This window comes from Marinomonas sp. UCMA 3892 (genome assembly GCF_012726345.1).
Taxonomy (GTDB): domain Bacteria; phylum Pseudomonadota; class Gammaproteobacteria; order Pseudomonadales; family Marinomonadaceae; genus Marinomonas.
In genome coordinates, this window is sequence record NZ_PTXN01000012.1 from 67986 (window position 1) to 81631 (window position 13646).

Genomic DNA, 13646 nt, shown 5'->3' on the forward strand with positions numbered 1-13646 from the left:
CTCTGTTAAGAGATTGAAGTAAAAAACGAAATGAAACGCTTAACTATTATTTCCCAACCATCCCTTACGCTTGAAGAAAAGCAGCATGCCAAGCGTCAACAAGATAAAAAACACCCAAAGCGTAGGATACGCCCAGTGTTTACTCAGCTCAGGCATATACTCAAAGTTCATGCCGTAAATACTGGAAATAAAGGTCAGTGGAATAAATACCGAAGACATAATGGTCAGCACCTTCATTATTTCGTTCATGCGATTGGACACCGCTGACATATAAAGATCTGTCAGACCACTAACCATCTCGCGATAAGATTCAATAATCTCAACAATCTGAATAGTGTGTTCGTACACATCTCGAAGATAAGGCTTAGTGGCCTCCCCCATACGCCCATCTTCTTCACGATAAAGATGATCAATCACCTCACGTATTGGCCAGACAATCCGCCGCAACAACGACAACTCGCGTTTTACCGCATGAATACGATGTAATATCACCGGAGTGGGCTTTTCTAACGTAGTTATTTCAAGTTCTTCGAGGATATCGCCATATTCTTCCAACACCGGAAAACAATGATCAACCATGGCATCTAACAAAGCATAAAGCAGATAACCAGTACCATTTTTGCGGATACGCGCATTTTCTTTCAGTAATCGCTCACGAATCGGCTGCCAGACATCGCCCGGCTTTTCTTGAAAAGTAATCAGCACCTTGTCATACAAAAACAAACTCACCTGTTCTGCGTCAAGTACACTGCCAGCGGAAGGATTGTCCGATTCTTGTTTATTAAGTTGCAACATTCGCAAAACAACAAACAGATGATCATCAAAAAACTCAACCCGAGGGCGTTGCGGAATATGCATAACATCTTCCGCAGTTAGCGTATGAAATCCAAAATGTTGGCGGAACTGATTGATCACATAAGGATGCGGGCGACTAATATTTAACCAGCGTGTTGTCACCCAATCTGGTATTGGCTTAGCAAAATACTCAGCAAGATCTGTCACATAGCCAGTTTCATACTTAGTTCCCGAATAATCGATGTAACTGATGATAACCGTGCCAGCTTCCGGTGGTTCGGACACATCCGCCAGATGCTCAATTCCAGGCATTTCACCGGGGGTTACTTGGCGATAAGGCATATTTTGCCAAGCACCAGAACCCAGCAAAGACGCAGCATCATTGGTTTCACTAATGTCTTGATCCACTAAGGTATCAGCATCTTTCGTCATTCTTCACCTCTATCCTTCTGACTTTCAATGGCTGACATCTTAAGAGCTTCAAAGCCCACAATAAAGAGACCTAACGAATAAACAAGCAAGATAAAACGAATAGAAAAATCTATCGGTGCGCTGACGAACAAACGACAAAAAAGAGAGATTTGCATTCTATCCGCTACACCCGTAGTGTGGTTATTGGAAACAAGCAGCGTGATGATTAGAAACAAGCTAAACCTTTAATTTAACTAAAGAGGAAGCACGACAAATGGAAACTAACAACACTCACAAGCACAGCCAAAGCATCGCCAACTTTGCCGCAATCAAAACTGCCATCGCGAACAATGAACAAGCACTACTCAAAGAATTAATCGCAGACCAAGCAATACCAGAGCTCGAAAAAAGCTACCTCCTCGACTTAGCCGGGCTCAGAAACAATCCTGCGATCTTGAAAATAATCAAAGACATTCCCGTAGAGAAATAAGCGTTAACAAGTCGAATTGGGCTATTCTGTCATCAGCCGTGGGCCGGTGCCTTTATTGCCAAGCTCATCGTATGGGTTGAGAAGCTGGCACTTTTCTAGAGAAAGGCAACCACAGCCAATACAATCGGCCATCATGCTTTTCAATTCCGTTAATTGAGTAATTTTTCTATCAAGCTCGCTTTGCCATCGGGAACCCAACGCCTCCCAATCTTCTAGGGAAACGCGAGTTCTATTTGGTAGTCCTTCAAACTCCAACAAAATGTCTTCCAAAGAAAATCCTGTCCGCTGAGCAACCTGAATCAGAGAAACTATCCGAATAACATGTTTTGGGTATTGCCTATGATTGGATGTGTTTCTTTGGCTCTTTATCAAGCCTTTCCTTTCATAGAAATGCAAAGCCGACACCGATACGCCGGTCCTTTCGCTCAGTACGCCCACAGAAATCCATTCAGGCATTATTATTTCTTGCACTTGACGCTTGACCTCAACTTAAGTTCAGGTTGCAGAATAGCTGCAAATCGAAGCTTGCTCAAGCTCAGCACTTAATAAAACAGCTAGAAAATACTTGAAAGAACATTATCTATATCTAGAAAGAAAGCCCTAATGAAAACCAATCTATTAGAATACAGAACACTTTGCCTACTGTTAATTTCCACGCTAACTGTGATGTCTAACGCCACTATTGCTCCGGCGTTACCTGGTTTAGCGAATGAATTCTCAGGAACACCCTCAGCCGATTTTTGGGTAAAAATGCTATTACCCATCCCAGCCTTGTTTGTGGTGATTTTTGCGCCGATCTTAGGCTGGACAGCGGATAAGTTCGGTCGCCGAAATCAAATAATCATTGCGACTACCGTCTTTGCCATCGCCGGTGCTGCTGGCGCACAGCTGCAAGACTTAGAAGCCATTATTATCAGCCGAGCCATTCTGGGTATATGTGTCGCAGGACTGATGACCGCCGTAACGGCGTTAATAACCGATTATTATTCTGGTCAGAAAAGAAGCCAATTTATGGGACTGCAACAAGCTTTTTCTAATATTGGCGGCATTCTTTTCATCGTCACAGCGGGCTATTTAGCAGGTATCAGCGCTCGGCTGCCTTTTTATATCTACGCAATCGCTATTCTGTTGCTTCCACTTATATTTCTAACTGTTCGTGACAGCAAGCAAACCAATCAACCAAGCGATGACCCGCAAGACGATGCCAATACGAACTGGAAACTACCGCTCATCGGATGTTCTATTCTGATTTTTTGCCACTTAATCGTCTTCTATATCCTACCAACGCAAATTCCATTTTTTATGGCGGATATTGGCATCACTGATCCAAGTAAATCAGGCTTGGCAATCGGAATGGGAACATTAGTCGCCGCGATAACGGGGGTATTCTTTGGTAAGCTGGTTGCCAAAATCCAAAGCTATGGCGTCGCACTCATCGGCTTTATTGCCATGAGTATTGGCATGCTCGTGCTATCACAAGCCACATCGTTCAGCTTGGTGATTCTCGGTTGCGGCCTCATGGGCGCTTGCATGGGATTAGTAATGCCAAATTTCATGGTAAAAGGCATGGAACTTGTACCAAGCCACAAACGCGGACTCGCATCTGGCGTACTGACCAGCAGCATCTTCATTGGGCAATTTGTTTCACCTTTTGTCACCTCAGCTCTTATCGCCAAATTGGGATACAGCGATTTTTACTTATTAGCAGGGACCTTCACTTTAGTGCTTGCCCTTGCTGGGGCTACCACTCTGAAAAAACAATCTACTCCCACTACAAACGTCAACACAGGAAACTAAAATGAAAGTACTGACCTTCGGCACAAGCAACAGCAGAAACTCTAACTTTGTCTAGTTTGAAGGGAATGTATCTCTTTATTAAATAAATATCTGCAAGCAGTCACTCTTTCGTAGAACGACTGCTCATGCGGATCACCTTACTCATGGTTAACCCTTGCACGACAATCGAAAATATGACGATGCAATAAGTCAGCGTTAGTATCAAACTACGAGATTCACTGACTGGTAACGACAGAGCCATTGCCACCGAAATACCACCGCGTAAGCCGCCCCAGGTAAGAATAGTGATAGCCCCTTTTGACTGACTTGTCAGCTTACTAAGCGGACCAATAATGCTTGCTACGCAGAACCAACGAGCCGCCAATACAACCAATATCGACAAAGCACCCGCAAACAACCACTCACTTTCAATGGGTAAAACAAGCAGTTCCAAACCAATTAGGAAAAAAAGCACCACGTTTAGAATCTCATCTATCAGCTCCCAAAAGGTATCCACGTGTTCCCGTGTTTTATCCTTCATAGCAAACAAACGACCATGATTACCAAGAAACAAGCCAGCAACCACCACAGCAATAGGCGCAGACAAATGCAAACTATCCGCCAATGCATAGAGCCCCATAGCAAGGGCCAAAGTAAGCAGAACTTCCACTTGGTAGTTATCCACGCGTTTCAGCATGAGATACGTCGTATAACCTGTTATCGATGCCAGCAACAACGCGCCACCCACTTCTTTTAGCAACAAGATACCGATCGCTGCCATGTCGATGGAAGAGGAAGTAACACTGCCATCCGCCGCTGGAGTCTCCAAACCAGACAATTGCAACAGTATTAGAAAAATCACCACTCCCAGTCCATCGTTAAAGAGCGATTCTCCCGCCATCTGGCTTTCGAGCTGTTCAGAAGCCCCCACCGATTTCATAATGGCAAGCACAGCAATAGGATCCGTCGGCGAAATCAAAGCGCCGAACAAAAGAGCATGCAAAAAAGGAATGGCTAAACCAAGCCAACCGAGAAGCAACCAAGTTACCCAGCCGACAATAAAGGTCGACATCAAGGTGCCAACCACAGCAAGCAAGGCAATAGATAACCACTCACGCCCTAAGCTATCCAGCTTGACATGAATCGCTGCTGCAAAGAGCAAAAAGGCCAACATACCGTGCAATACTACTTTATCGAAATCGATACGCGACACCAGCGACGCCGCCTACTCACGAACTCCCGATGTGTAAGGACCAATAATTATTAGCGTAAGTGACGCTACCAACGCCACCAGCATGACACCAATGGTCGTCGGCAACTTGATATATCGATAATTGAAATAACTGGATACCGCAGCAAGCGTGATCAAAATACTGACCAAGGAAAAGAAACTCATTAAACCCTCTAATGTTTGTTATTGATTTGAAAAAGTGCCACGCCCTTTTCTGACTAAACACTCATAGAGACCTAGCATTATCGACATCTAGCAGGGCTGTTTATATAGCATGTGAAGCATATTGATTAGCAATAAAGGTAATGAATTCTGGAGGATTTATCTGTGCTCTATCGTACAGAGCATGGGATTAACACAAGAGATTGTCTTATCATTCAAGCTCATTTTCCGGTGCTATATAGTGGTTTCAGCTCCTTCCCCGTTTTTTATCACTAACTCTTTTGTAGCAATAAAACAATTCGTGGCATAAGCAGTGCCACAACTTTATTCTGCACTTAGAACAATAACAATGAATAATGGAATCAATACCGCCATGAATTTCTAATGTCACCACCCCACATAAACAACTCCCCTGATACATAAGATTCCTTTTAATCAATTGGCGTAATTTTCAAAATTAAATCGAATATACAATAACCGTCCTTACTCACCAAACCTTGGACAGTTCTTCCCAATTGGTCGTATAGGCTGGCGATAGATGTTCGCGTTTCATTGCCCATTGAGGCGAAACACCTTGCGAGGCGAAGAAGACGTTGCCGAGGCCGCTGTGGTTGATTTTGTCCACGACGTTCATTAGGGCTTTTGAATTGATTTTCGTGTTGTCGGCTCGGAATAAATCTTGTTGAAAGGCGCCATGTTCGTAGAAGTCCGCCAACATCACGCCGCCTTTGGCGTAGCGATAACCAGCCCGATAGATGCGACGAAACAGCACGTCGGCCACTTCTAATAAGTCTCGTGTGTCGTCGGTTGGGTTGGGGAGTTCTGCAGACAAGGTTTTCGAGTACTGCGGTTCGTTTGGAATAAATGGACTGGTACGAACGAACACACTCACCACACGGCAAAGGCGTTTTTCTCCGCGTAGTTTCTCGGCCGCTCTGGTTGTGTACTTGGCGATGGCTTCCCGTAGTTCTCGTTTGTCTGTCACTTTGTGACCAAATGACCGACTGCAAATGATTTGCTGCTTTGTTGGCCTGAGCAATTCCAAATCCAAACACGACACCCCATTCAACTCTCGAATGGTTCGCTCCAACACCACAGAAAACTCGCTTCGAATTGATTTAGGATCAGCATTCGCCAAATCCAACGCGGTATGAATTCCCCTCGCCTTTAACTTCGCCGTTGTTCGACGGCCAACGCCCCACACGTCACTTACATCAACAATTGCCAATAAACGCTTTTGTCTATCTGGGTTCATCAAATCTACGACCGAACCGGTGGCTGGGTATTTCTTCGCGGCATGATTGGCCAACTTCGCCAGCGTCTTGGTTGGCGCGATGCCCACGCCTACCGTAATGCCCGTCCATTGATCGACCTTGGCTTTTACTCGTTTGCCAAACGCTAGCAAATCCGTCACGTGATCAACACCGGTTAAGTCCATGAACGCCTCATCGATGGAATACACTTCAAGCCGTGGCGCTTCCTCTTCTAAGATGGTCATTACCCGATTCGACAGATCCGCATACAGCGCATAATTCGAGGAAAAGCACACAATACCGTGCTTTCTTATCTCGTCCTGAACCTGAAACATCGGCACGCCCATCTTAATGCCCAATGCCTTTACCTCTTTGGAACGCGCGACAATACAGCCATCGTTATTCGACAACACCGCAACAGGCGTGTGTTTTAAATCTGGCCGGAACAACTTCTCGCAACTGGCGTAAAAGTTATTACAATCGACCAAGGCAAAAACCGTCTTCATCAACCGCGCTCGTACTTACGAACCACGCCCGTCACCACACCGAAGATTTCCAATTCGGACTCTTCGGTAATATGAATCGCTTTGTAGGCTTTATTCTTCGGGCGAAGCAACACATTGGGCTTTAACTCCAACGTCTTCACGGTCATTTCTCCATGAATGCAGGCGATCACAATGTCTCCATGGCGCGCCGTTAATGACCGATCCACCACTAATACGTCACCAGAATGGATGCCCACATCGATCATCGAATCGCCCTGAGCACGCACGTAAAACGTCGCGTTCGGGTGAGCCACACAGAACTCATTCAAATCCAAAGATTTTTCAACAAAATCCTGAGCGGGCGAAGGAAAACCCGCCGATACCGAATCCACATAAAGTGGGATTCGCACACTATTGGCCGCGATAAACGCCGCCGACTCAGACACACCAAGATAAGTCACACGCATGATCAACACCAAAATACTGTATGGATATACAGTATAGTTTTAACCAGTGGGAATGACCAAGTGAATTTTTGTAACGGAGATAGTTTCGGATTTTGCGACTAGGAATGAGGAATATTTATATTGACGAGCATATCGATAAAACCTAACATACAAATTATACAAAAAAACGTATATTTATATTTCGTTAACAGCAGGCTACCATTATGGAAAAATTACAATATACAAACATTTTTGATGCAATTGCAGATGATCCAGCGGAAGCTGCTGACCTCGAGTTCCGTGCAGATATGATGCTTGTGCTTAGAAACTACTTCCAATCAAAAGGCTGGAAACAAGCGGATATAATGGCTAACTTGGGCATCACTCAACCTAGAGTAAGTGAGCTAACAAGAGGTAAAGTAGACAAATTCTCTTCTGATAAACTCATTGGTTTTCTTGCGAAAGTTGGTTATACGATCAAACCAACGCTGACACTGCAGGATAATCAGGCTCCTATTTTCGAATGCACTACACGGTCATTAAACGAAGCATGATTTCATGACAAAAGAGAGCGTTATAAACTCTCTTTGTTAACAATATCCATCATATCTTTGTAACGCTTCTTAGCGGTATTCATAGCCTTTTTATCAACACCGTTTGTCGTTTTCACAAAAGAATGAAGTAAAAAAATAGTATCTCCAAATTTCGCACAATAAACAGCCCGATAAGCTGGACTACCATTCTCTATAAGCTCTATCGCGCCCTTTCCAACGCTACTCGCAATATGCTTGAAATCTACTAACGGATCCTGATCCTGCACTACAGCATTTAAACTCGTAGCAAAAAGTAACTGTATATCTTTTGGTAACTTACCAAATTCACGTTTCGCTGCGGCATTAACAAATCTAAAAACCTTCATAATTCTTCCTAGAAAAGCCGCCGCACGAACGGCGGCTTTTAACACCTAAACAGAAACCACCTAACCCAGCGAATAGATCAAGATGGTTACGCTATCCACTAGCTCATTGAGAAGCAAAAGCACCTCAACTGCCTTTTCAAGGATGTACTGTAACCTCATCATAGATATTACCTCTATAACGTACAGATTAATGAAAAGGCTTCGATGGCATTAACAGGTTCTTGAGATCCCAGCCTAAGTACGCTACGATCTAATTTCTATAGGTTGAGCCTGTCTCAGCAAGTGCTGATTGCTTTGTCGAGCAAGGTTGCACATCGAAGCCGCTTTTTTAGTTCCGCTAAATAAGCGGCTTTTTTATGTCTTTTTCATATTAACCTCTCTATAAAAATCCAATTTAGAACACCCAAATAAGCCCATCGGCTAAATGAATATAGAAATATAATAACCAATAAAAGTTTGACTTACTCGTCAACTTGGAACTTAAACCACAATTTCGTATGTATTTGATTAATCTTAGCTGCCTAGATACAAGGAAGAAAGGCCAAAAACCCGTAAGTCATTGATAAGTATATTAATGTTCCCGTAAATAAAGACACCAGCATAAAGGTTCCCAAACTTATCAAGCACTTATAAGTGCCTCAAAAACATTAATATAAGGGATTATTTTTTTATCCCTCCAACGCTTTGCGCATCTGCTCTCTCGAATGGGTGTGCATGTAGCGCTTGTACAGTCCGCCCCGTTCGTGGTTGAGTGCCTTCCCCTCTTTTCATTACAAGAAAGCACAGTCGATCTATCCCTTTTGCCTTACCGGCTGTCGCGGGCGAGTTTGCGTATGTCGTGGCTGGTGAATTTAATGTACAAACGATTTCCTCAACTCTAGCTATCCTGTAAGTTAGAAAAGAAATTCTGTTTTTTGAATAAGAGGATCTATGAGCCACGATCACAGTCATCATGTTAGTAATTACAATCGTGCGTTTGCCATTGGCATTGTTCTCAATGTCTTTTTTACAACGGTCGAGTTTATTTATGGTTTTGCGGCAGACTCACTCGCGCTGATTGCCGATGCTGGGCATAACTTAAGTGATGTGCTGAGTTTATTGCTAGCTTGGGGCGCAAGTATATTAGCCAAAAAAGCCGCGACCGAAAAACGCACTTATGGTCTTCGTAAAGTGACTGTGGTGGCATCTTTGATCAGTGCTGCCATGCTATTGGCTGCATTGGGAATTATTGCTTGGGAAGCGATAGAGCGTTTCTCAGAACCCGCGCCTGTTGCGAGTATTACCATGATGGTAGTGGCGGCGATTGGGGTGGTGATAAATACAGCCACTGCCCTATTGTTTCTAGGAGATCATCAGCACGACTTAAACATCAAAGGCGCATTCTTGCACATGGCGGCCGATGCTGCGGTGTCTTTAGGTGTGGTGATTGCTGGCGCACTTATTTGGTGGAAAGGCTGGTTGTGGGTCGATCCTGTTATCAGTCTATTGATCGTCGCGGTGATTTTCATAGGCACATGGAATCTACTAAAAGATTCCATGAACTACACATTAGATGCTGTGCCAGACAAAATTGACATGCCAGCACTGAAAAAGTACCTAGAAAACTTGCCAGACGTCGCCCGTATTCACGATCTACACGTTTGGCCGTTAAGTACCACAGAAGTGGCCTTAACCGTGCACTTGGTGATGAAAGGCAGCACACAGGAAGGTTTCCTGCATCAAATCCAACATCATCTACACGATGAGTTCTCGATAGAACATGCTACGATCCAAATAGAAAGCGAAGCAGACGAAGCGCATTGCTCGTTGGAGCGTCCGCACTGAAGTATGATTTAGCATTTCTATATCGAGCCCAGTGCCAAAGGGTGTGTTTACTTTTACTCTTTGGCTTCGCTCGTAACCATGGCAGTCATGCCATCCCTGCATACCATTTTCGTCAGGAAAAAATAATGAAAGATTTATTGCTCATAAATAATAGATTTGCTGCTTCTGCGGTGCTTGTTATCGGAGCATTGTCGATTAATGGCTGCGCTGAAAAATCCCCCCATCCAGAAAATTTTGGCGTAGGTGCAAACCCAACGTTACCTGAACCAGAGCACGACTTGATACCGACGTTAAAAATTGCGCCGGCGATAGGATGGCCTGCTGATAAAACGCCAGTAACTGTTAAAGGCACACAGGTAAACCTGTTTGCCAAAGGATTAGACCACCCTCGTTGGTTGTATGTTTTGCCCAATGGCGATGTGCTTGTTGCCGAAACTAACGCTCCGGCCAAACCAGATGGCAACAAAGGATTGAAAGGTTGGGTGATGGGATTGGTCATGAAGCGCGTTGGAGCAGCTGTACCAAGCGCTAATCGCATCACTCTACTACGCGATAGCACTGGCGATGGCGTTGCTGATATTCAAACTGTATTTTTACAAAACCTTAACTCCCCTTTTGGCATCGCCTTAGTGGGTAATACTTTGTATGTCGCTGACTCAGATGCAATTTTAGGTTTTCCATATCACACGGGCGATAAGCAAATTACAACACCTGGAAACAAGCTAGTAGATTTGCCAGCGGGCCCTATCAATCATCATTGGACGAAAAACATTCTCGCCAGTGCCGATGGTACTAAACTTTATGTCAGCGTTGGCTCTAACAGTAATGTCGGCGAAAACGGCATGGAAGCGGAAGCAAAGCGCGCGGCGATTTGGCAAGTGGATATTAACTCTGGCGCCTCTCGGGTCTTTGCCAGCGGTTTGCGCAACCCAAATGGTATGGCGTGGGAGCCTACGACAGGGAAATTGTGGACGGTAGTTAACGAGCGCGACGAACTGGGTAATGACCTAGTGCCAGATTATTTAACCTCAGTAATCGATGGCGGATTTTATGGCTGGCCGTACAGTTATTACGGGCAACATATTGATACCCGAATTCAACCGCAACGTCCTGATCTTGTCGCGACAGCCATTGCGCCAGATTACGCGCTAGGCTCACACGTGGCGCCTCTAGGTTTAACTTCATCTACCGGAACCAGCCTACCCTCAACGTTCAGCAATGGTATGTTTATCGGCGAACATGGTTCATGGAATCGTCGCCCACCGAGCGGCTATAAGGTTGTTTTCGTTCCCTTTGTTAATGGACAACCTTCCGCTGATCCAATCGATGTCGTGACTGGCTTTCTTAGTGAAGATGGCGATGCCTATGGTAGACCAGTTGGCGTAACCATTGATAAAACTGGCGCATTATTAGTAGCGGATGATGTGGGTAATACAATTTGGCGAGTGAGCAAAAACTAAGGCTCAACATTTATTTATCAACACTCGAATGTCAGACAAACTTTGCTCTGACATTCGACCACAAAACAAACATCGGTATTCCTCTTGCCGCTCATTTATTTAAATTTAGAGCGAGCCGACTTAACCGCTTTACTGAGCGAGTTCCACGCACTGTCCATACCAGCTTTTAGATCCTCCCATGCATCGTCGTTGGCTTCTTTCAGTTCGGTAATTTTGCTGTTGGCCGATTCTCGCATCGCATGCAGTTCCTCGATTTGTTTGGAGTACTCAATTTGCGCGTCAGCTTCTGAACTGCGAGCTTTTGCTTTGAGCAAATCAATTTCTGCGCTCCACTCGTCTAATTGTGCCTGGAGTTTTTTTTGGTAAGCTTCTTTCATGTTCATTGTCTGACCCCTTTTTAAAAAACATTTAATTACTGTTTTTACGATAGTTGCTAATAGCTTTCCATTGGTCCAACCAGCTTGCTCACTCGCGTGCCTGCGGTGCCTTTGACGATTGATTCAAGCTCTTCTAATGATCCAATGGCGGCGACTTTGCCGGTCTTCTCGGCAAACTGTCTGGCGGCGTTAACTTTCGGTCCCATGGAACCAGTAGCGAAGTCGTAGTTGGCGAGATCAGCAGGATTTATGCTTTTAATGCCACGCTGTTGTGGCGTCGCCCAGTCCAAGTACACCGCCTGAACATCAGTCGCCATGATGTATAAATCGGCCCCCAGTTCCCGCGCGAGCAGTTCGCTGGATAAGTCTTTATCTATCACGGCTTCGATGCCTTTTAGATGATGATCCGCGTCATACATGGTAGGAATGCCTCCGCCGCCGCTGGCGATAACGATGGTATTTTTTTCTAATAACCAACGAATCGGGCGAATTTCAAAAATGCGCTTTGGCAAGGGCGAAGCCACGACTCGACGCCATTTTTTTCCGTCTGGTTTTATAGTCCAGTTGTTGTCTTGGGCGAGTTTATTGGCTTCCGCTTCTTCGTAAACGGGGCCAATAAACTTGGTGGGATTCTTAAACGCCGGATCTTTTGGGTCGACTTCTATCATGGTTAAAAGTGTTGCCAATGGCCGTTCAGCGGGAACAAGGTTGCCCATTTCTTGTTCTATCATGTAACCGATCATACCCTCAGTTTCGGCACCTAGAACATCCAGCGGATAAAGCTCATCCGGCTTATAGGCGTTGCCTTGCAATGCCAACAAGCCGACTTGCGGGCCATTGCCGTGAGTAATAATTAACTCATTATTGATGGCGATTTTTGCCAAAGCTTGCGCCGCGATTTTAATATTCTCGCGCTGGGCTTGTGCCGTTAATGGCTCACCCCGTTTCAGCAAGGCGTTACCACCCAAAGCCACGACTATTCTCATATTCCAGTCCTTTTAATTAGGCGTGAACGTTAGTGACCCAAAGTGGCGACAAGCATCGCTTTAATCGTATGGAGACGATTCTCCGCTTGCTCGAACTGAATACCTGCTTCCGATTCAAACACTTCGTCGGATACTTCCATTTCTTCGATGCCAAATTTCTGGAAGATTTCTTCACCCACGTCGGTGTCGCGATTATGAAAAGCAGGTAAGCAATGCATAAACTTGGTGTTGCTGTTGCCAGTCGCCTTCATCAAATCGCTATTTACACGGTAAGGCGTGAGTAATTTGATGCGCTCTTCCCAAACGGAATCCGGCTCGCCCATGGAAACCCACACATCCGTATGAATAAAATCACAGTCTTTCACGGCGGCGTTTACATCTTCGGTAATGGTCAGCGTCGCGCCATAACGTTTTTCTAATTCGCGCGCAGGTTTTAAGAACTCGTCGCTTGGCCATAAAGATTTAGGCGCAGCAATGCGTACATCCATGCCCATTAAACAGCCCGCAATCATCAATGAATGTCCCATATTGGAATGGGCATCGCCGACAAAAGCATAGCTAATTTTATTCAACGGTTTACCGCTGTGCTCGCGCATGGTGAGCAAATCGGCCAACATTTGTGTTGGATGAAATTCGTCGGTCAACCCGTTATAAACTGGCACGCCAGCGTATTTCGCTAACTCTTCCACGACTCCCTGACCAAAGCCACGGTATTCAATCGCATCGAACATACGACCCAACACGCGAGCCGTGTCTTTCATGGATTCTTTCTTACCGATTTGCGAACCAGAAGGGCCTAAATAGGTGATCTGAGCACCTTGATCAAACGACGCCACTTCAAATGCACACAAGGTACGAGTCGAGGACTTCTCAAAAATCAGACAGATGTTCTTGCCCTTCAAGTCCTGCTGTTCCATGCCTGAGTACTTTGCACGCTTTAAATCGCGGGACAAATCCAACAAAAAACTCACATCTCGCTGGCTAAAATCCAGCAATTTTAAAAAATTCTTATTTCGTAAATTAAACAAAAT

The 13646-nt window shown here is 44.9% G+C and carries 15 protein-coding genes; 5 read left to right on the forward strand and 10 right to left on the reverse strand.

Annotation, left to right across the window (positions count from 1 at the left end):
- Window positions 1-39 precede the first annotated feature (39 nt).
- Complete coding sequence (corA, locus tag B6N13_RS16620) at window positions 40-1227, reverse strand: magnesium/cobalt transporter CorA (protein WP_169460018.1); 1188 nt, start codon at window positions 1225-1227, stop codon at window positions 40-42.
- Between the two features lie 253 nt (window positions 1228-1480).
- Between corA and B6N13_RS16625 the strand changes: the two genes are divergently transcribed.
- On the forward strand, window positions 1481-1696 hold the full coding sequence (locus tag B6N13_RS16625) for a hypothetical protein (RefSeq protein WP_169460019.1): 216 nt from the start codon (window positions 1481-1483) through the stop codon (window positions 1694-1696).
- A 21-nt stretch (window positions 1697-1717) separates the two neighbouring features.
- Here B6N13_RS16625 and soxR read toward each other — a convergent pair whose 3' ends face one another.
- Window positions 1718-2152, reverse strand: a complete 435-nt coding sequence (gene soxR / locus B6N13_RS16630) for a redox-sensitive transcriptional activator SoxR (protein ID WP_169460020.1) — start codon at window positions 2150-2152, stop codon at window positions 1718-1720.
- Between the two features lie 147 nt (window positions 2153-2299).
- Between soxR and B6N13_RS16635 the strand changes: the two genes are divergently transcribed.
- Window positions 2300-3493 carry an MFS transporter gene (locus tag B6N13_RS16635; RefSeq protein WP_169460021.1) on the forward strand — a complete coding sequence of 398 codons (1194 nt, stop codon included), beginning with the start codon at window positions 2300-2302 and terminating at the stop codon, window positions 3491-3493.
- 100 nt (window positions 3494-3593) lie between these two features.
- On the opposite strand, the gene B6N13_RS16640 is transcribed toward B6N13_RS16635, so the two are convergent.
- The 4 genes from B6N13_RS16640 to umuD form a co-directional block, all read right to left on the reverse strand.
- The gene (locus B6N13_RS16640; RefSeq protein ID WP_211172910.1) at window positions 3594-4685 is read right to left on the reverse strand and encodes a sodium:proton antiporter; all 1092 of its coding nucleotides are present in this window, start codon (window positions 4683-4685) and stop codon (window positions 3594-3596) included.
- A gap of 12 nt (window positions 4686-4697) precedes the next feature.
- Window positions 4698-4868, reverse strand: coding sequence for a hypothetical protein (locus B6N13_RS23210; protein WP_211172911.1), 171 nt, complete (start codon window positions 4866-4868; stop codon window positions 4698-4700).
- Window positions 4869-5352: 484 nt separating this feature from the next.
- The gene (gene umuC, locus B6N13_RS16645) at window positions 5353-6624 is read right to left on the reverse strand and encodes a translesion error-prone DNA polymerase V subunit UmuC (RefSeq protein ID WP_169460022.1); all 1272 of its coding nucleotides are present in this window, start codon (window positions 6622-6624) and stop codon (window positions 5353-5355) included.
- Window positions 6624-7070 (reverse strand): translesion error-prone DNA polymerase V autoproteolytic subunit, encoded by a 447-nt coding sequence (gene umuD, locus B6N13_RS16650; protein WP_169460023.1) that lies wholly within the window; start codon window positions 7068-7070, stop codon window positions 6624-6626. Before umuD ends, umuC begins: the two co-directional genes overlap by 1 nt.
- A 203-nt stretch (window positions 7071-7273) precedes the next feature.
- On the opposite strand from umuD, the gene B6N13_RS16655 reads away from it, so the two are divergent.
- Window positions 7274-7603: a helix-turn-helix transcriptional regulator gene (locus B6N13_RS16655; RefSeq protein WP_169460024.1), complete on the forward strand. Its 330-nt coding sequence runs from the start codon at window positions 7274-7276 to the stop codon at window positions 7601-7603.
- A 20-nt stretch (window positions 7604-7623) separates the two neighbouring features.
- Here the strand turns inward: B6N13_RS16655 and B6N13_RS16660 are convergent, their stop codons facing one another.
- Window positions 7624-8013 carry a type II toxin-antitoxin system RelE/ParE family toxin gene (locus B6N13_RS16660; protein ID WP_211172912.1) on the reverse strand — a complete coding sequence of 130 codons (390 nt, stop codon included), beginning with the start codon at window positions 8011-8013 and terminating at the stop codon, window positions 7624-7626.
- An 885-nt stretch (window positions 8014-8898) separates the two neighbouring features.
- On the opposite strand from B6N13_RS16660, the gene B6N13_RS16665 reads away from it, so the two are divergent.
- Window positions 8899-9792 (forward strand): cation diffusion facilitator family transporter, encoded by an 894-nt coding sequence (locus B6N13_RS16665; RefSeq protein ID WP_169460025.1) that lies wholly within the window; start codon window positions 8899-8901, stop codon window positions 9790-9792.
- 125 nt (window positions 9793-9917) lie between these two features.
- Entirely contained in the window at window positions 9918-11252 is a 1335-nt protein-coding gene (locus B6N13_RS16670; RefSeq protein ID WP_169460026.1) for a sorbosone dehydrogenase family protein, read from the forward strand.
- A 95-nt stretch (window positions 11253-11347) separates the two neighbouring features.
- Here the strand turns inward: B6N13_RS16670 and B6N13_RS16675 are convergent, their stop codons facing one another.
- From B6N13_RS16675 to argF, 3 genes are read right to left on the reverse strand one after another with little or no spacing between them, the layout of a single operon-like run.
- Complete coding sequence (locus tag B6N13_RS16675; RefSeq protein ID WP_012069680.1) at window positions 11348-11635, reverse strand: hypothetical protein; 288 nt, start codon at window positions 11633-11635, stop codon at window positions 11348-11350.
- A gap of 50 nt (window positions 11636-11685) precedes the next feature.
- Window positions 11686-12615 carry a carbamate kinase gene (gene arcC, locus B6N13_RS16680; RefSeq protein ID WP_169460027.1) on the reverse strand — a complete coding sequence of 310 codons (930 nt, stop codon included), beginning with the start codon at window positions 12613-12615 and terminating at the stop codon, window positions 11686-11688.
- Window positions 12616-12644: 29 nt separating this feature from the next.
- Window positions 12645-13646, reverse strand: coding sequence for an ornithine carbamoyltransferase (argF, locus tag B6N13_RS16685; RefSeq protein WP_169460077.1), 1002 nt, complete (start codon window positions 13644-13646; stop codon window positions 12645-12647).

Bases quoted from the DNA above. Each gene is read 5' to 3' on its own strand.
- corA (WP_169460018.1), bottom strand. From the start codon at position 1,227: ATGACGAAAGATGCTGATACCTTAGTGGATCAAGACATTAGTGAAACC.
- B6N13_RS16625 (WP_169460019.1), top strand. From the start codon at position 1,481: ATGGAAACTAACAACACTCACAAGCACAGCCAAAGCATCGCCAACTTT.
- soxR (WP_169460020.1), bottom strand. From the start codon at position 2,152: ATGCCTGAATGGATTTCTGTGGGCGTACTGAGCGAAAGGACCGGCGTA.
- B6N13_RS16635 (WP_169460021.1), top strand. From the start codon at position 2,300: ATGAAAACCAATCTATTAGAATACAGAACACTTTGCCTACTGTTAATT.
- B6N13_RS23210 (WP_211172911.1), bottom strand. From the start codon at position 4,868: ATGAGTTTCTTTTCCTTGGTCAGTATTTTGATCACGCTTGCTGCGGTA.
- umuC (WP_169460022.1), bottom strand. From the start codon at position 6,624: ATGAAGACGGTTTTTGCCTTGGTCGATTGTAATAACTTTTACGCCAGT.
- umuD (WP_169460023.1), bottom strand. From the start codon at position 7,070: ATGCGTGTGACTTATCTTGGTGTGTCTGAGTCGGCGGCGTTTATCGCG.
- B6N13_RS16655 (WP_169460024.1), top strand. From the start codon at position 7,274: ATGGAAAAATTACAATATACAAACATTTTTGATGCAATTGCAGATGAT.
- B6N13_RS16665 (WP_169460025.1), top strand. From the start codon at position 8,899: ATGAGCCACGATCACAGTCATCATGTTAGTAATTACAATCGTGCGTTT.
- B6N13_RS16670 (WP_169460026.1), top strand. From the start codon at position 9,918: ATGAAAGATTTATTGCTCATAAATAATAGATTTGCTGCTTCTGCGGTG.
- B6N13_RS16675 (WP_012069680.1), bottom strand. From the start codon at position 11,635: ATGAACATGAAAGAAGCTTACCAAAAAAAACTCCAGGCACAATTAGAC.
- arcC (WP_169460027.1), bottom strand. From the start codon at position 12,615: ATGAGAATAGTCGTGGCTTTGGGTGGTAACGCCTTGCTGAAACGGGGT.